Origin of the sequence: Alteromonas sp. Mac1 (genome assembly GCF_001562125.1) — a bacterium.
GTDB classification, from domain to species: Bacteria; Pseudomonadota; Gammaproteobacteria; order Enterobacterales; family Alteromonadaceae; genus Alteromonas; species Alteromonas stellipolaris.
This window is the reverse complement of the sequence record NZ_CP013932.1, coordinates 2,861,051-2,878,910: the sequence shown is the minus strand read 5'-3', so window position 1 is coordinate 2,878,910 and position 17,860 is coordinate 2,861,051. Positions and strand designations below refer to the sequence as shown.

Genomic DNA, 17,860 nt, shown 5'->3' with positions numbered 1-17,860 from the left:
GACAGATTTTTGAACGGGCTTTAACAAAGCAACTACTAAGTACAAAATTTAAAAGAAGGGATGCAAGACTATTTGTAAATTATCTTTACAAATTAGGGCGTTAGAAAAGCATACTTAAAAGACAAATAATAAAATTAAATTTATGAAATTTTTAGTGTGACAGGATGCTAAGTATCAGATATTACTACTTAAAACTGTGATGTTGTAACATAACATTAGAGCGTGACACACATAAAGTGCTGCCTTGATCGTACCAGTCACCCAATACGATTCGGGTTGCGGGTTTGCCATTTGTTGTCAGTGAGTGGATGTTGGGTCGGTGTGTGTGTCCATGAATTAAGCGCTGTACTTTATGTCGCTCCATGACCTTAACCACTTCTGTGGGTGTCACATCCATAATGTCTGGTTTAAGGTGCTTTTGGTTTTCTTTACTTTCCGCTCGGCCATTTCTTGCAACCCGGCGTCGGTACCATAAAGGTAGGGCCAGCATTAGCCTTGGCCACCACCAACCGCGAGATTTCTTTCGGAATTTTTGATAAGCCACATCGTTGGTGCACAGCTCATCGCCATGGGTGATAAGTGTGGGTGTCCCGTATAAGTCAATGACAGTGGGTTCGTTGATGAGTGTCATGCCCGCTTTATTTGCCCAGCCTTCGCGTATAGCAAAATCTCGATTGCCATGCATGAAATAGATAGGCACATGTTGGCTTAAAGTCTTGAATGCCTCTGCAACAGCGGTATTAAATGGGGTAACGTCATCATCGCCAATCCATACTTCAAATAAGTCGCCCAATACATAAAGGGCATCGGCCTCTTTGGCTTCATTTTCTAAGAACTGTATTAAACACCCGGTGATATCTGGGCGGTCTGCACTTAGGTGTAAATCGGCGATGAAGTAAGTAAATGACATAGAAATGAACAACTTTGAAAGGCGTTTCGAAAAGAAGAGGCCGCTTTAAACTAATACGGCCTTTAATCAAGATGTAGCGATAGTGAGCATTTGAAGTTTCAAACGCCCACTAAATAGACCTAGGCTACAACTGCTTTTTCAATAATAACAGGCTCTGCTGGCACATCTTGGTGATAACCGCTTGAACCGGTTTTCACGCTTTTGATTTTTTCAACTACGTCCATTCCGTCGGTAACTTTACCAAACGCACAGTAGCCCCAGCCGTTTACTGATTCGCTAGTGTGGTTAAGGAAGCTGTTGTTGCCAACGTTAATGAAAAATTGCGCAGTTGCTGAATGCGGATCGTTAGTACGAGCCATCGCAATAGTACCAATCTCGTTAGCAACGCCGTTGTTTGCTTCATTTTCAATGGTATCTTTGGTGTCTTTTTGATCCATATCTGCAGTGAAACCACCGCCTTGAATCATGAAACCGTCAATGACACGGTGAAAAATAGTGTCATCGTAAAAACCTTCTTTAACATAAGCTAAGAAATTTTCTACGGTTTTAGGGGCTTTGTCTTCAAATAATTCTAGGGTGATATCACCAAAGTTTGTTTTGAGAGTAACCATTTGTGCGTGTCCTGCCTTTATAAAAGTAAATACTCGGTAATATTACCGCATAACCAGCCATGCGGGGAAGTAGCGATGATAAAAAGCATCGCAAAATCTTACCATTTGGCAACATACAGTGCTAAACTTTGCGGCCATTTTGATACTTAGGAATTCACTTTATGCTACACCTTTACAATACCCGTACCCGTGACAAGGCGAAATTCGTGCCGCTTCAAGAAGGGAAGGTGGGCTTGTATGTGTGTGGTATTACCGTGTACGACCTAAGCCATATGGGGCATGCTCGCACTTACCTTAGTTTCGACATACTTGTTCGATATTTACGTCATTTAGGTTTTGATGTGAAGTACGTTCGTAATATTACTGATATTGACGACAAAATTATTGCCCGTGCAAATGAAAACGGTGAAACCTTCGAAGCGTTAACTAAGCGCACTATTGGCAAAATGCACGAAGATTTTGCGGCTATCAATTTACTTGAGCCAGATGTAGAGCCGACAGTTAGCGGTCATATGGATGAAATCATCGATATTATTAAAATATTGATGGAAAAAGGTTTTGCCTATCAAGCTTCAAATGGCGATGTATTATTCGACGTAAGCAAATTCCCCGATTATGGTAAGTTGAGCAAGCAAGACCTAGATCAGCTTCAATCGGGTTCGCGTGTTGAAGTGGCATTTGATAAAGACGATCCATTAGATTTTGTCTTGTGGAAGCCCGCGAAAGCAGGCGAGCCAGCTTGGCAATCCCCTTGGGGCGAAGGGCGCCCTGGTTGGCACATTGAATGTTCTGCCATGAATAAAAAGCATCTAGGTGCACATTTTGATATTCACGGTGGTGGTTCTGACCTTACTTTTCCGCACCACGAAAACGAAGTGGCGCAGTCATGCTGTGCATTTGACACACCTTACGTAAACGTGTGGATGCACGCTGGTATGGTGCAAGTAGACGACGAGAAAATGTCTAAGTCACTGGGTAACTTTTTTACCCTTCGTGACGTGTTACAAGAGCATGATGCTGAAACCTTACGTTTCTTCTTAATGTCGGCACATTACCGCAGTCAGTTGAGCTACTCGCAAGATAATATCACCCAGGCGAAAGCGGCATTAGAGCGTTTATACACTGCGCTTCGCGGTGTAGCAGTAGATGAGTCTACCGACCTCAACTACGGCGGTTATTTAGCGCGCTTTGAAACTGCTATGGATGACGACTTAAACGTGCCTGAAGCGTTCTCGGTATTGTTTGATGTAGCACGTGAAATAAACCGTAACAAAGATAATGCGGAAGAAGCGAGCAAGCTAGCCGCGGTACTTAAAGGTTTAGGGGCTATTTTGGGTATGCTGCAAAGCGACCCAGATACATTCCTCAAAGGCGGCAGTGAAAACGATGATGAAGCCGCTGAAATTGAAGCGCTAATAAAACAGCGTAACGATGCCCGTGCTGCCAAAGACTGGGCTGCCGCAGATGCAGCTCGTGACGCACTTAATGCTAAAAATATAGTATTAGAGGACGGACCTGCAGGCACGACTTGGCGCAGAGGTTAGGTGCATAGTATAGGTACACAGACTAGTCGAAAACACATCGAGAGACATTCGGTCAGCTAGGTAGCTGGCCAAAAGTATCTACATGAATCTCAAAAACTTATAATAACCTGATACTGTCGTTGCTCTTACTTGTCAATTATCTCTAGCTTATAAGTTCGAATAAATGAAGTAGGGTGTTGGGAACCCCACTTCTTAACAAACTACATTCAATAATAACGATTAGCTTATTATAATAACGCTTTTTCAGTAGCGAGCTTTGTTGCTAAGGTTCCTTCAAGTTCAGAAAGCCTATCTCCCTCGTATTCAATACTGTATTTTCCATTAAAACCAGCGTGGGTGAGAATACTAAAAAGTGCCTTATAATCAATTGTTACTTCATTTCCGGCAGAATCGAAATCGTGAGCTTTTACACTGACTCCTCTTGTGTAAGGTGCTAAATCGATGATTCCTTGTGTACGGTCGTATCTTCTTTCAGGTGTTATATTCCATCCTCCTAGGAAAAAGTTGTCTAAGTCTGTGAATAAACCCAAGTTAGGATGGTTGACGTTCTCTATTAACATAGCTAGCCAAGCTGCATTGTTAGACGCATGGCCGTGATTCTCGACTAAGAGTTCAACACCGTAGCTTTCACACTCATTCGATAGACGATGTAGCGATTCCGCGCACCTGTTTAGCTGCTGTAGGTAGCTCCCTTCACCATATGCGTTTACCCGCAACTGTTTACACCCTAGTATCGCGGCCGCCTCTAACCAGCGTAAGTGACTGTTTATTGATGCTTGTCTTTCAGAAGAGCTTTCTGCGCCCAATGAACCACACTCATCGCACATTAACAATTGAAACGAAACGCCATTGTCATCTGCTCGCTTGTTGAAATCTTTTAGATACTCTAAGTCACTATGGTGGCCAAAAAAAAGTGTATTTACTAGATCAACATAGGGGATTTCAAGAGATGAAGAAATCTTACAAATATCTCTGGGGTCAAGGTTGCCTGCGAGTACGCTATCGGGAGATGTGTGAAGCGCTCGGATGAATTGGTCATAATCTTCTTTACTGTTGCCCAATATTGCTCTGTGAAACGACCATTGCGAAAGGGAAAGTTTTAAACTTGAAGCAGATAGATGTGATTTTTGTTCACTTGCGAAACCTATTGGTGCAATAGCAAGTGAGGAGCCCAATAGTCCCAGAAAGTCCCGTCTGTTTAATTCCATCCCATCAGTCTCCAATAGATTTGTAAATATTCACTAACTAGATTAAAGATTTATATGAACCGGTTCAACCTATATTTATATATGTTAATCAATGCTTTAGTTTGATCTTGTTTATTTTATGTTGATACCGATGAATTAAGTGATTAAATTGTTAAGAAAAATAAAGGTGATTGTTATGCAGAGAAGAATTTTTTTAAAGAGGTCTGTCTCATTTACAGCAGGAGGATTATCCCTTGGCTTTTTGCCTTCGTCGGTAAACGCTTTGGGGAATTCGGCAGGGCTGAAAAGTTTCGATGAGCGGGATCGCGTTTTGATGAGGTTAATAAGTGGAATCATGATTCCTGAAACCACGAGCAAAGGCGCTGTCGGCACCATGAGTGATGAAAAAGCTCTTGAGATCTTGACGTATTGTTACAGCAATGCTTTTACAACTGAGGTAATACAACTGTTTTCTAAGCTAAATAAAAGTTCTGAAAGAAAGAATAAACGGCCAGCTGCTCTACTTTCTGAAAATGAACTTACTGATTTACTAGAAAGCTTAGATTCTGCTAAATCTCCTTTTGATATCGAGGATCAACAAACCTTTAGGAAGCTAAAACAACTTGTTGTTTTTTGTTTTTGCACGTCTCAAAAGGGAGCGAATCAAGAACTAACTTATTTAGCTGTACCGGGTGGATACACAGGTTCTATTCCCTACTCTTCCGTAGGCTCTGCCTATAGTTCCAAAGCATATTATTAGGATTTAAAAATGATAAACGACATTTTAGTCAACACATCAGAAGAGGTATTTGATGCAATCGTTGTTGGCTCGGGGATAACAGGGGGCTGGGCCGCGAAAGAGCTAACTAAAAATGGCCTAAAAACGCTTATGGTAGAGCGAGGGCCTATTGTTGAGCATCGAAAAGATTATATTACAGAAGGTAAGCCTCCTTGGGAGTTCGATTTAAGAACTAAAGTCACTCAGAAAGAGAAAGATGAATACTATAGAGTTCAACAACAATGTTACGCCTTTCATGAAGGAACTAAGCATTTTTTTGTAAAAGACAATGAGTCTCCCTATCAACATCCTGACAAAAAGCCTTTTTCTTGGATAAGAGGAAATCAACTTGGGGGAAAGTCTCTTCTTTGGCACCGTCAGTCTTATCGTTGGAGTCAGTTTGACTTTGAAGCAAATGCCAAAGATGGAATTGGTAACCCTTGGCCAATCGGGTACGGCGATTTAGCAAAATGGTATGACTATGTTGAACGTTTTGTTGGTATATCAGGAAGTGCAGAAGGGTTAGCACATCTTCCTGATGGTATTTTCCAGCCTCCCTTCGAATTAAATGTTCCAGAGAGGGATTTCTCTAAGAAAATGTCAGACATGCATCCTGACGCTCCGGTTATCGTTAGTCGATGCGCTCATTTAACTAATCCTCAAAAAGAGCAAGTCGAACTGGGGCGTATTAAGTGTATGGCGCGCAATGAGTGTCAGAAAGGCTGCTCGTTTGGTGCGTACTTTTCTACGCAAAGCTCCACACTTCCAGCCGCTCTTAAAACAGGTTTCCTGCGAATTGCACCTAATAGCATTGTTGATAGTTTGATTTACGATGAACAGAGTAAGAAAGTGACTGGTGTTCGCGTCATTGACCGAGTTTCAATGAAGCAAAAAGAATACAAAGCGAAAATGGTATTTATGTGCGCGTCAACATTAGGAACCACACAAATTTTACTTAATAGTAAAAGTAGAACTTTCCCCTCAGGTATTGCTAATAGCTCAGGAATGCTAGGCAAGAATCTAATGGATCATAATTACAATGCGCATATTCAAGCGGATATCGAGGGTTATGATAATGAGTTTTATAAAGGGCGTCGTCCAGCCTCATTTTATATCCCTAATATACATTTCGAAAAATCAAAGTATCACAAGTCCTTCAAACGAGGATATGCATTTGCAGGTGGGGCATCACGAGAAGATTGGCAATCTCTTGGCGCGTCACATGGGTTAGGAACGGAGTTCAAAGAAAAAATAAAGAATGCGGGTGCTTGGAAAATATCAATGCAAGCCCAGGGGGAAATGCTTCCCCGAGAGAATAATCAAGTTCAACTTAGCCAAAATCACAAAGACAAGTGGGGAATCCCTCAGTTAGACATTGACTGTGAATGGTCACCAAATGAGTTAGATATGATGGAAGTAGCAGCTCAAACGGGAGAAAAGTACTTCAAAGATGCTGGGTTTTCTAATGTTAAGGCTCAACCTACTTATAAGCCTCCCGGACTCGCTATTCATGAAGTGGGAACCGCACGAATGGGCGCGGACCCTAAAAAATCGGTACTTAATGCCTATAACCAAGCTCACGACATCAGTAATTTGTTTGTGACGGACGGCGCTTCTTTTTGTTCATCAGGTGTCGTTAACCCATCAATTACCTTCATGGCTTTAACGGCTCGCGCAGTAGATTTTGCCGTATCAGAATTCAGACAAGGGAGAATATAAAATGTTTAAAAGAATATTATGTACATTGCTAGGAGTGCTTTGTGTTGCTTCCTGTACGACGAACAATCTATTCGTTTCAGAAGAACATAACAGAATTAGCGTCCAACTCTATTCTGTAAGAGATGATGTTGCCAATAATTTCAAAGGCACGTTGGTTGAACTGTCTGAATTGGGAATAGATGGTGTTGAGTTCGCAGGAGACTATGGCGAGTATGAAAATAATCCTGAAGGATTAAAGAGTTTTCTTACTCAGCTTGGTTTGAAAGTTAGTGGAGCTCATGTGTCTTTTGACATGCTAAAGGGAGATAGCTTTAGCGATACGGTTAATTTTCATAAGAAACTGGGAACGCCTTACTTGATCGTTCCTTGGGATGAAAGGGCTTTCTCGCCTGAGCATATTGATGAGCTTGTAAACGATCTCAACCAAATATCTTTGAAGCTAGCGGGGACAGGTATAGAAGTGGGCTATCACAACCATGCTCAAGAGATAGCGGAGTTTAGCAGCTCTACATTCTGGGACTATATAGCTCAAAATACTAATTCTGACGTTGTTTTACAGCTTGATGTTGGTTGGGTCGTTCACGCGGATAAAGAGCCAACTGACTTTATTGCTAATTACCCAGGGCGAATTAAAACGAGTCATTTCAAATCTGAGGTAAAAAGCAAGAACGATTCTTCGCTTACTCCTCTTATTGGTAAAGATGGCGTTGAATGGAAGGAAATAGTGGCATCAGGTAATGCTAAGCAACAATTGGATTGGATTGTAGTTGAACAGGAAGCGTATCCAAATGGCTTGTCGCCTATGGCGTCTCTATCGACTTCTGTAAAAGCTATCCAAAGCATTCTGATTAAGTAAAATTTAAGTTAATAATTGTTGCAATTTTGTTTATTGGGTAGTAAATTTCAGATAAAAGTAAACCGGTTCATTTTTGGTTGTTGTGAACCGGTTTTTTAAAAACTAGAAAATGAACCGGTTCACATTTGGGTGGGGTAAGGTTCTTCAAATTGAGGAAAGGATCGTGAGTAGAAAACATAAATCACTCGTTCGAGGAGCTTGCTCAGTAGCAATAGCCTTAGCGTTAGGTGGGTGTTTAGGTGGAAGTGATTTAAATACTGAATCAGCTGTTTATACACCAGATGAAAAACCCCTTGGCGTTATTGCTCCAGATGATTTTGAAGTCAAGCCAGGTGATGCTGTTACCTTAAGTGCAAGAATTATCGGCACCGCAAATGGCGAGACTTTAAAATGGGAGCAATTCCAAGGCGAATCTCTAGATTTAAATATTGATACAGAAAGTAATACAGCATCATTCACTATTCCTGATTCGCTTGTTTCCGGTCTCTTGGGTTTCCGAATTTATGCTTTAGACGTTAATGGCGACGTAGCCGTAGATGAGTCAGGTGACCAAGTATTTGATGAAGTGGAAGTAACGGTTTTCGATCCAGACTCAGTACTGCAATTAGACTCAGGTGATGCTTCAACCATTTTAACTGGCGTGGAATTAGTTACTGAAGGAGAAGAGCTTTATATTCAAGGAGCCAATAATGGTGTGCACACAGCAGACATAGAGCCGGGTATGTCGGTAGGCTTTCCCGTTAACGCGACACCGGGATTTTATACGTTAAATGTTCGTTATGGGCTTCCTTCTGACTATGGAGGTAAGGTTGCTGCAGTAGATGTGAATGGCTTCGAATATCTACTTGAGTTTAATGCCACAGGACAATGGGAAGAAATTCGCGTTGGTGTCGTCGAAATCACGGAAGGGGACAACCTGATAACTGTTGGGGGAGGGTGGAATTATTATAGAATTGATAGCATTTCTTTAATTCCTTCAGCAGAACCACCAGAGGCACTAAATGTTGGCCCAGAGCTTGTGACAGAGGCATCCCAAGAAACAAAAGATTTGATGCAATTTTTGAGCGAAAGCTACTTAACCAGCACTTTATCAGGACAAACAGAATTCCCTGTCAAAGAGGGGGCTTCATTTCCATTACTTGAAACTCAGAAAATAACCGAAGCAACAGGAGATGACTCTCCAGCTATCATCGCATTTGACTATATGAACTATTCATCAACATATGCAGGTGGCGATGCTCAAGGTCTAACCGAATCTATCATTGCCCACAAAGCAGAGCGTAACTTCATTGTTTCAGCACTATTTCATTGGCGGGCACCAAGTGGAAATGTAGGTGAGGGTGATGGCAGCTTCTATACGTCTGGCACATCATTTGATTTCTCGGCAGCGCTTGCCGATACCTCTTCCCCTGAATACGCTCAGCTAATTGCTGATATGGATACGGTAGCAATCGAGCTTAAAAAACTTCAAGACGCAGGAATTCCCGTCTTGTGGCGACCTCTGCATGAGGCTGAAGGCGGATGGTTTTGGTGGGGGGCGCAGGGACCCAGTGAATACAAAAAACTATGGACTCTCATGTTTGAGCGTTTTACCGACCATCATGGCTTAGACAATCTTGTATGGATATTTACGCATACTGATGGCTTAGGAGAGGAGTGGTATCCGGGGGATAATATGGTCGATATCGTTGGTTACGATGGCTACGGTGAGCCTCGAAACGATGATACTCATACCTTTGCCTCCCAGTTTAAAACGCTTCAAGAGCGACATAACGGTATAAAAATGGTTGCGCTGACAGAGACTGGAACTATCCCTGACGTTTCGTTAATGCACGCTCAAGATGCGATGTGGTCTTTCTTTATCACATGGAATTCAGAATTTTGGGATCCAGATTCAGTAATTGGTCCTCAAGGGGCAGCACTTCAAGAAGTTGACGAAAACTATGCTTTTGCAGGTGTTACCAACGCTGAAAATTTACCTGGTGGTAGACAAAAAGTAAGTGGTCTCTATACAGGGTTCGAGCACTCGGTTAATGAATGGGAAGCGCAACTTAATTGGAATCCTACAGATGGTTTAACTGTTTCTGACAGATGGTCAGATGACGGAGCGTACTCTTTAGAGCTAGTGAAAGATATGACTGTGGTAGAAACACTAGACAATATCGTTATGCAAGCCTACCCGGTAGAGGGAATAAATGTCGAAGGAGCCAACACTCTAACGATAACTGCCGCTTCTTTTGATGCCGGAAGTAACGTTGTCGCGCACATTTTCTACAAAGCGGATGATGGAACAGAAAGCTGGCCTGACGCGATAGCGCTGGGAGAAGCGCAAACAACATTGAGTATCGATGTTAGTGGCGTGAGCAAGCTAACAGGTATAGGCGTTCGCTTTATGGGGTTAGAAGGTACGCAGTCACAAGCCACTTTTGCTATTGACAATATCAGTATTGATGGTGAAGTTTTCGAAAGTTTTGAGCCTTCTACTAACGGTTGGGAAGGGCAAGTCAACTGGACACCGGTTTCTGGCGCTACAGTCTCTAGAGTTTGGTCAAGCGCTGGTGCTCAATCACTTGCTTTATATCAGGATCTATCTTCGTTTGAGACTGCTGAGAATATCGTTTTGCAGGTATACCCAGAAGGTGGTTTAGATGTTTCCGAAGCCGCTACTTTATCTTTGCAGGTTTTTGCCGAAGGAGCAGGTTCAAGCGTGGATGCACATATGTTCTTTAAAGCGCCTGACGGCGTGGAAAGTTGGCCAGATGCTGTTGCTGTGGGAGCCGAAGGGACAGAGTTGTCAATTGACGTGTCGCAAATAAGCACTATTGATGGGGTGGGTGTACGGTTTAATAGCGTTGACTCAGCCAGTGAAAAGGCTCGCTTTTATATCGATGAATTGACTAAAGATGCCTTGGTTATTGATAGTTTTGAGAATACCTATGGCTTTGAGCTCCAAGTAAATTGGACTCCAGTTACAGGTTTAACTATTTCTCAAGAGTGGGCTGACAAAGGAAGCTTTTCCCTAATGGGAAGTGTCGATATCGAAGATGGTGATGAGGTTGTAATTCAGTCGTATCCCACAGGAGGGCTGTTGTTAGCGGAAGGGATTTCTACGCTTAATATTTCTGCTCATGTGGAAGATGGAAATGAAGATACTACCGCTAAATTGTGGGCAAAGGATAAGGATGGGACGTGGAGAGATGCTGGTGCCGTAACGTTAGGTGCCGAAGCGAAGACGCTGTCCTTAGATATTAGTGATATTACTGAATTGCAAGGGTTCGGTGTCCAGTTCCAGGGCTTAAATGCTGCTCAATCTAACTTTCATATAGACACAATTACATTTGAATGAAAGCGTTAGGCGGGCGCTAGTAGCCCGCTAAGTTTAACGCTTAAAAGGAATAAATATGTATTCTAGCAAACAACTTTTTAAAATTAGTGCGATAGCACTTGGTATCAATAGCGCGCTTTTTAACATCGTAGCTGCGCAGCAAGTTACTACTGATGATAGCAGTGCGTTAGCGAGCGAGGAAACAGGTGTCGAAGTCATTCAGGTTCGCGGTATTAGAAGTTCTCAGGTAAAGGCGCTTAACGAAAAGCGTTTCGCAAATACCGTTAGCGATTCAATTTCTTCAACTGATATAGGGAAGTTACCTGACGCTACAATTGCAGACTCGCTTCAACGTATTACCGGTGTGCAAATCAACCGTTCCGGAGGCGAGGGTACCTCTGTAAATATACGTGGAATAAGTCAGGTCGGCACAACCTTAAATGGAGAGCAAATGCTCTCTGCCAGCTCGATAACCACGGTTCAGCCGAACTTTACTGATATTCCCGCTTCTATGGTATCGGGGCTTGACGTCTACAAGTCTAGAGAAGCAGGTATGATATCTTCAGGTATGTCAGGTGTAATTAATCTAAGGACCTATCGGCCATTTGATCTGGAAGAGGGCCTTACGTTAAACACAAAAGTTGAGTTCACCGACGGTTCTATGGGGGATGAGACTGATAAATTACTTACAGGGTTCATTGGTTACAACAAAGATTCAGACTTTGGTGCAACATTGTCACTAACAGTTTCTGATAAAAATCTAGCTGATTATCTTGTAGGGTCGACAGGCCAGGACTGGGGCTTTGTAGCCACGGAGCGTGACACGTTTGTGGAGTCAAATGTTGACGCAAACGGAAATGGGTCACTAGATGACAGTTACTATGCGTTCCAAGGACATCAAGCGGGCAATCAATTTATTTCACGTGAGCGTGTGGGTGTGAATGGTGCTTTCCAGTGGCAAGCGACAGATTCGATACAATTAATCGGCGAAGTGTTTTACACCGACATGGAGGAGCTAGGTGCTCAAACGTCGTTTATAGCTTCACAGGCGTGGCAGGGCGTTACGGGTTGGTTTACTCCGACGGAAGATGGATTTACAGCACACGAAAATTTAGCCAAAGATGGAGATGGGAATGTTATTGATCAAGGAGGAGCATTTAATTCTTTCCACGCTGGAACGTTGCAAGCAAGAAGAGCAATGGCGCACTCAGAAGCAAACGCTTCTGACCGTGAATCACTAAACACCAATCTAGAATTGAAATTTGATGTCGGTGACTCGTTTACAGGTTCGGTTCGATGGGTTCACGGTGAAGCAAAAGACAATAATGCATTAAGTGCTGTAGACTCTTACATTAATAGCGGTTCTCAGGTAGGGGCAACGTTCAAAGGTGAAGGTGGGGTGCCGGCAAGTGACGTAAACCCTTGGGGCTATGATGGGCAGCCTGCACAACTTCCAGATGGCTCAGTTGCTGGGGATTTCACGATGATTCCTATCGGTATTCAATATACAGGAGATCATCAAATTTGGAATCTTCCTTCCACCATGTATATCGATGGGCAAGAGGTTAATGAAGTATTTGGAAGTAATATTGCGCGCTATTCAGCTACCTCTTCTAGTTTGAATGGTGCAAATAGAGAAGCTGATTTAGACGTTCTTCGTTTTGACGGTAATTATATTATTGATTGGAAGAGTGTCGATACTATCGACTTTGGCGTGAGGTATGCGAAACGCAATATAGAACAAAATGCGTGGATTGGTGGCGTAGCTCGCACAAACGCTTATGGTGATGCCTTCCTTTCAAGATGGAAAGATTCAGCTAGCCAAGCCCCACAGACACTCGAATCTTTTATCAGCCCGATTTCGTTCGAATCTCTCGACGAACGAGGCATGATCACGCAGGTTAGCGATTTCCAAGGTGCTTCCGGGTTAGGTAGTCTTTATTTTGTGGATCCTCTGGCTATGGCTGATCCACTTGCCTGGCACAACGACGTTTATGGCGTTAATATTCAATCTCCTGATGGGGCAAACTCATACGATCTTGATGAAACGACTCAGGAGGCTTACTTTCAAGCGAACTTGGATGGTGAAATAGCGGGCATGTCTTATCGAGGTAATATCGGGCTTCGTTACGTCAAAACAGAGTTAGATATTAACCAGTCGGAGCTTGCTACCAACGGTGAAGCGACTTACAACGGTGTAACTTATATCCTTTCAGGCGCGTTGGGCATGCTTCCCCCAGCATCAGCTCAGATAAATACAACACGAGATTATTCTGATGTTCTACCATCAGTAAACTTAACGTTGAATTTAACTGATGACCAGTTGATACGTTTTTCGTATACGAAGACGGTAACACCTCACAATTCAAATAACCTTGCCGGTGGTATCAACGTTTCAAGAGTATTAGCGTGTGACGTGCAAGCTGCCGATGGGTCTGATGTATTCTGTGCAATATCAGCGAATCAGCAAGGTAACCCTCAACTAGAGCCATGGAGATCAACGAACTTAGATTTGTCTTATGAATGGTATTTCAGTGATTCAGGTATTCTTAGCGTTGCTGCTTTTTACATTGATATTGAGTCTTTCATTAAAAACACCACCGTGTTTCTGCCTATTACGGATAGTGACGGCGTTGTTCGCGGTTATGACCCAGAAACGACTGATTTTACTGGCTTAGTTCGCACTACAACTATAGGTAATGGCCAAGGTGCAAGTGTTGAAGGTGTAGAGTTTGGGTATCAACAAGGTTTTGATTTTCTTGATGGCATTTGGTCGAATTTTGGTATAAATGCAAACTACACCTACTCGCCAAGTACTAGTGATGAGACGGACTACTATGGTGATAGTACCCCTATGCTAGATAATTCTGAACATCAAGCAAACCTTGCGCTGTGGTACGAAGATGAAGCCTTTCAAGCGAGAATAGCAGCGAACTACCGCAGTAAAACATTTTTATCGATGCGACGTGTAGGAGACTATGAGTTGGCCAAGTATATGGACGCAACCATGTACATTGATGCGTCAGTGAGTTACGACGTAAATGAGAACTTTACAGTTTCGCTTCAGGGCCTCAATCTGACGGAAGAAACGAGAACTCAATACTTTCAATGGGAAGATATGTTAGACAAAAGGTTTTACAACGAACGTCGTATTACGTTGGGTGTTCAATACAGAATGTAAAATGCTAATGGAAGCTGTGTAAATTAAACAGAGCCGGTCGTATCACAAAAGCTGCGACCGGCTTTTTGTTATCTTAACTAACTAGAAAGTTTCTTTTTATTCTTGATAAAGAAACTCAACCCCTCACGCAGAGACTCGAAACCAATATGTTTAAGTAGGTCATAATCTGGAGTAAGCCATACGGTGCCTGCGACTTCCGTTTCTTGCTTTACTATACGAGGCATTTCATCTAAGTAGGAAATAAAAATCGCATCGCAAGTCGGATAGGTTATTCCTTTGTAGAGATATCGATTTATTTGGGATGTTAAGTACTTCCAGTTATCAATACTAATACCGAGTTCCTCCTTCACTTCTCTTTGTAGTGCATCCTCTAAGCGCTCATTTTTGTCTACAAAGCCACCTGGAAGATCAAGCATACCTTTGGAGGGCTCCTTTGCTCTTACGTTAAACAAAACCTGTCCTTTGCAGATTATTATCCCTGCAACAGCAGGGGCAGGATTGAAGTAATAGGTGAAATTGCAGTTTGAGCAGTCTAGAAGTTGCTCACTTTCTTTATCTGCTAACTTACTTTGACAGTTGGGACAATACGAAAACATCGTAGATGGCTCCTTTGTAACTTCGCCGGCGATGAGCGAGCTTGCATGCAGGGCTCATTGGCTGAAAACTGAAATCGTGCACCGCTACAGTTAAGTGGGTGCACTAAAAAAGAAAATTAAAGGGCGGATCAATTAGGAATAGCTAGATCTTTAAGAGCAAATTCGGTTTTGTGTGGAACCACAAATATGTGTCGTAAACCGTTAATTGCTGTCCATGGCTTTTGGCTATTATTGTTGAGCACTTCTAACCTAAAGTAATCTTGGTCTTTTTTAAGATTGATGCTCCCTATTTTTTGAATTGATTTTTCATTGAATTCATATTTTAGCTTATCACTTTGAGTAGAGAGCTTTATCAGTAACCCTACGCTGTCGGTGTCTTGCTGGCTAATATAAATATCGTAACGTCCGCTTTCGGCCACATTTAAATCGTAGTGGGCGTAGTCACCTCTGTCGCGAAGATTAGTGAGTACATGAGCTTCACTCGTTGTGTTCCCTCTTGTGCTAGACGGACCAAAGCCATTAACGATAGATGGCCTAACGTTGCTAACCAAATAAACGGGAGGGGCGTACGAATTCTCTGAATTGAGTATGTCGTTAAAGTAACTCGATAGCTTGTGCTTTAGCATAGAGGCAACATCACGCTTTTCATTTACTATATTATTCCTTTCTAAAGGATCGTTTTGCATATCAAACAATGCCCAGCCATCTTTAGCTTTCGGGTACTTCTCGTTATCGGCGGCAGGGTTGAGCAGAAGTTTATATTGTTCAGTTCGTATTCCGACAGGCTGTGAAGATAACCTGAGAGAGCTTTTCACCTCATGATCAACAGGCGTCCATTGATTAAAATGAGGGCTGGAAGAGACCACGTTGTGTGAAGCAATGTAAGTAAATCTTGTGTTTACGCCTTCGGTATCGCCGTTTAGATAAGGAAGAAATGACTCACCCTCCATAAGACTATCTGGCGCAGTTTTGATTTCAGCTATATCCATTAGCGTTGGAAGTATATCTTTTACATCGACATAGCGTTCAACATTAGCGGGGGCCCAGCGAGACGGCCAGCTAACGAAAAGGGGAGAGCGAATTCCATTTTGCCACGACTGTCCTTTATTCCCGTTCATTTTTGTCGGGTTTCTCGCTATCCATTCGTCTTTTTTCATTGCACCGAAGTTACTCGAATCCCACCAAGGCCCGTTGTCGCTGAGGAAAATCACGATGGTGTTCTCAATCAACCCGCTTGTTTCGAGGTAGTCCATCAGCCTTCCAATGTGAAAGTCCATCTCGCTAATCATTCCATAGAGATTTGCTGTCGCAGGTCTCATTCCTTTTTCTAAAAATGGCTGGGTATATTTTTTAGGGGCTAACCACGGTTCGTGAGGAGCTAAATAGCTGACATATGCTAAAAAGGGCTGTGCTTTATTTTTCTCCATAAACGCTAAGGCATAGTCTGTAACAACCTTAGATACCCACTCATTATGCTCAACCTTATCGCCGTTAAAGAAACCAAAGCTGTTTGCATGACGATAAAGTTCGGCATAATAGGCCTCATCAAATCCTCTGTCCCATGGAAAATAGCCTTCAGATTTTCCAGTATGCCATTTTCCCCACATTCCACTTTTGTAGCCCTTTCGCTTAAGTATCTCTGGAAGGATTTTTTCGGAGAGGTGCATATAGTCCCTGCCGCCGTGGACACCGGAGACACCGGTTTTGTAGAAGTGCTTACCAGTGAGTAGTGATGCTCTTGTCGTAGCACATACAGGGCTGACACTAAAATCACTGAACGTAATTGCTTGTTGAGCCAAATCGTCGAGGTTAGGTGTTTGCGAGTGCTGGCTCCCATGTGCGCTTAAGTCGTCATAGCCCATATCGTCGGCTGTGATCAGCAAGATATTTGGTAGCTCTTGAGCATATAATTGAAAGGTCAGAAAAGTGACGATTGCGATGAATCCATATTTCATGACTGCGCCTCTATATAAGCATGTAATGTTTGATGAGCTGTAATAAGGTGATAAAGAGTGCTTGCTTGCATGCTATCGTCGATAACTTCTTGCTGCGCATTTAGCTTATCAACATAGTGGCCAGGTAATGTAGGGTGAGAAAAGCATGTCATGAGAGATGTGATGGCATTCACAGTATCAATTGTAAAAGAGGGGTTTGACGGGTTGTGTGCTGTCATAACTAGAGAAGCTTTTATCCATTCAGTCATTGGCCAAAGACGCTGGCTGCTATCAATCCTTTCGCCGTTGAAGTCAACACTATTTACTATTGTCTTATGTCCGTTGTTTGCGCTAAATACTCCGTGTTTTTTAGCTTTATTATATAAAGGCTCATAATAGTGCTTTAGGGGCTTGCCGGTCAAAGACGAATATTTATCTAGAAGCCAAACCCATTCAAAAGCATGTCCCGGCTCTACAATATTGCCTTTTTGAGGGTGAGGAAGCCAATTCACGGTAAAATATTCTCTTACCACTTTGTAGTCCGGATCGAAAAGGCGACTTTCAAAAAGCGACAGCATTTCGCCAGCGTAGCCTAACCATTTAGCGTTGTGCGTAGACTCGTAAAGTGCCATAAATGCCTCGAACAAATGCATGTGTGGGTTTTGTCTACGTACATCGTGGGAGTAGGTCCCTTCGGTCCAGCCTCCGTAATCTGCGTGTAACCATGATTCTACGGAGGTTATTAGTAGCTCGGCTTTTTTAAGTGCTTTAGTGTCACCAAACACCCTAAAGCGCCACGCGTAGGCTAGAAGAAAAAAGGCACAGTCGTAAAGATCTGCATTTTTATCTACCACGACTTTTTCTTGGCTTAAGAGGTGTGGGAAAAATTCTTCGTTATAAGGGCGAGGTACGCTATCAAGAAAACCATCTATCTTTTTCAGAGCTTGCTTGCCAGTTTGGGTCCATCCTCTTGAATGTGCGTATGAGATAACGAACATTTGTCTTGCTTGCACTCTTAAACGTTTCACACAGTCCAAGGCAACCGAGCCATCTCCTCTAAAACTCTCTATGCTCGCACCGTTTTCATCAAAGCCATTGTTAAACCAGTTTGGCAAAACTTGATGGCTTAACCAGTCAGTATATTCGAGGTATTTTTCGTAAAGTGGGAGAGCTTCAATTGCGAATGAATTTGACATAATAAATTAGCACGTAAAATGAA

12 protein-coding genes are annotated in these 17,860 nt (G+C 42.7%); 6 read left to right on the top strand and 6 right to left on the bottom strand.

Annotated elements, in window-relative coordinates; genetic code table 11:
- Window positions 1-184: 184 nt before the first annotated feature.
- Window positions 185-910: a UDP-2,3-diacylglucosamine diphosphatase gene (gene lpxH / locus AV939_RS12260; RefSeq protein ID WP_057791018.1), complete on the bottom strand. Its 726-nt coding sequence runs from the start codon at window positions 908-910 to the stop codon at window positions 185-187.
- 119 nt (window positions 911-1,029) lie between these two features.
- A complete protein-coding gene (locus AV939_RS12255) occupies window positions 1,030-1,521 on the bottom strand; it encodes a peptidylprolyl isomerase (RefSeq protein ID WP_057791020.1) in 492 nt (163 codons plus the stop codon).
- Window positions 1,522-1,682: 161 nt separating this feature from the next.
- On the opposite strand from AV939_RS12255, the gene cysS reads away from it, so the two are divergent.
- Window positions 1,683-3,065 (top strand): cysteine--tRNA ligase, encoded by a 1,383-nt coding sequence (cysS, locus tag AV939_RS12250; protein WP_057791022.1) that lies wholly within the window; start codon window positions 1,683-1,685, stop codon window positions 3,063-3,065.
- Window positions 3,066-3,292: 227 nt separating this feature from the next.
- On the opposite strand, the gene AV939_RS12245 is transcribed toward cysS, so the two are convergent.
- Window positions 3,293-4,273, bottom strand: coding sequence for a sugar phosphate isomerase/epimerase family protein (locus tag AV939_RS12245; RefSeq protein ID WP_061997753.1), 981 nt, complete (start codon window positions 4,271-4,273; stop codon window positions 3,293-3,295).
- Window positions 4,274-4,448: 175 nt separating this feature from the next.
- Here AV939_RS12245 and AV939_RS12235 point away from each other — a divergent pair, with 175 nt between their 5' ends.
- The 5 genes from AV939_RS12235 to AV939_RS12215 all read left to right on the top strand — a co-directional run bounded on the left by AV939_RS12235 (window position 4,449) and on the right by AV939_RS12215 (window position 14,111).
- A complete protein-coding gene (locus tag AV939_RS12235; protein WP_063457461.1) occupies window positions 4,449-5,012 on the top strand; it encodes a gluconate 2-dehydrogenase subunit 3 family protein in 564 nt (187 codons plus the stop codon).
- Between the two features lie 9 nt (window positions 5,013-5,021).
- Entirely contained in the window at window positions 5,022-6,749 is a 1,728-nt protein-coding gene (locus AV939_RS12230; protein WP_061997750.1) for a GMC oxidoreductase, read from the top strand.
- A 1-nt stretch (window position 6,750) separates the two neighbouring features.
- Complete coding sequence (locus AV939_RS12225) at window positions 6,751-7,605, top strand: sugar phosphate isomerase/epimerase family protein (RefSeq protein WP_061997749.1); 855 nt, start codon at window positions 6,751-6,753, stop codon at window positions 7,603-7,605.
- Between the two features lie 163 nt (window positions 7,606-7,768).
- Window positions 7,769-10,951, top strand: a complete 3,183-nt coding sequence (locus tag AV939_RS12220; protein ID WP_061997748.1) for a glycosyl hydrolase — start codon at window positions 7,769-7,771, stop codon at window positions 10,949-10,951.
- A gap of 55 nt (window positions 10,952-11,006) precedes the next feature.
- Window positions 11,007-14,111, top strand: coding sequence for a TonB-dependent receptor (locus tag AV939_RS12215; RefSeq protein WP_061997747.1), 3,105 nt, complete (start codon window positions 11,007-11,009; stop codon window positions 14,109-14,111).
- A 77-nt stretch (window positions 14,112-14,188) separates the two neighbouring features.
- Here AV939_RS12215 and AV939_RS12210 read toward each other — a convergent pair whose 3' ends face one another.
- The 3 genes from AV939_RS12210 to AV939_RS12200 all read right to left on the bottom strand — a co-directional run bounded on the left by AV939_RS12210 (window position 14,189) and on the right by AV939_RS12200 (window position 17,837).
- Entirely contained in the window at window positions 14,189-14,707 is a 519-nt protein-coding gene (locus AV939_RS12210) for an NUDIX hydrolase (RefSeq protein ID WP_061997746.1), read from the bottom strand.
- Window positions 14,708-14,835: 128 nt separating this feature from the next.
- On the bottom strand, window positions 14,836-16,662 hold the full coding sequence (locus tag AV939_RS12205) for a sulfatase-like hydrolase/transferase (protein ID WP_061997745.1): 1,827 nt from the start codon (window positions 16,660-16,662) through the stop codon (window positions 14,836-14,838).
- Entirely contained in the window at window positions 16,659-17,837 is a 1,179-nt protein-coding gene (locus tag AV939_RS12200; protein ID WP_061997744.1) for an AGE family epimerase/isomerase, read from the bottom strand. Before AV939_RS12200 ends, AV939_RS12205 begins: the two co-directional genes overlap by 4 nt.
- Window positions 17,838-17,860: the final 23 nt, after the last annotated feature.